The sequence below is a fragment of the Pseudomonas sp. P5_B2 genome (genome assembly GCF_056400445.1).
In genome coordinates, this window is sequence record NZ_JBFULH010001205.1 from 1 (window position 1) to 865 (window position 865).

General features: G+C 57.1%; 1 pseudogene. It reads left to right on the forward strand.

Annotated elements, in window-relative coordinates:
• Positions 1-428: pseudogene (locus AC1DRJ_RS30235) on the forward strand (curlin); the annotation flags it as partial.
• Between the last annotated feature and the right edge of the window lie 437 nt (positions 429-865).

Here is an 865-nt window from a genome sequence, read left to right on the forward strand (position 1 = left end):
GGAAAGGCCCACAATCGGGCGGCCAATTCGGCAGCACTCAAACAGCAACCGTCAATCAGAACGGCAAAAACAACGTCGCCAACTTCACCCAGGACGGCGTCGGCAACCTCATGAGCACCAACCAGACCGGCACCGGCAACGCAACCACGGTCAGCCAGGCCGACTCCTACAACGAGCTGTATTTCGACCAGAACGGCAGCGACAACATCCTCATCGCCGACCAGCGCGGCTCCACCAACCTGGCACAAGGCAGCAGCAATGGTTCTGGCAACAGCACCGAGTACATTCAGTCCGGGACAATGAACGTGGCCTATGTGACTCAGGGCGGTAGCGGCAACATTGCCAGTATTGAGCAAAGCGGCACGACCCAATTGGCCACCGTGCAGCAAATCGGTAATGCCAACCAGGCAACCGTGCTCCAGCAATAATCTCGCAACGTAAAAAAACCGCGACCCTTGGGGGAAGGTCGCGGTTTTTTTGTTTGTGCCTGGTGGAGATGGGTTAGTCGTGAGGCTTACATCGCAGCGACGCGGCGACCCGACAAGCCAGCTGCCACAGGGTGATTTCGGTACACCCGGGGGAAATAAATTGGCTGACAGCCGGGCTCGCACGTTGATTTTATGAACGTCGCAGATCAACTGAGGGAGCGTGGCTTGCCCGCGATAGGGCCCTCATATCCAACGAATAACCTACTGATAAAGTAACCTGGCCCACTCGCGAGTTAACCGCTTTATGCAACTGCGAGAAATGGGTGGGATGTCAGGSCGCCATCGCRGGCAAGCCAGCTCCCACAGGGAATGATGTACACCKGTTAGAGATTTGGTCGGCTGTCAGGCCGCCATCGCGAGCAGGCTCACTCCTACAA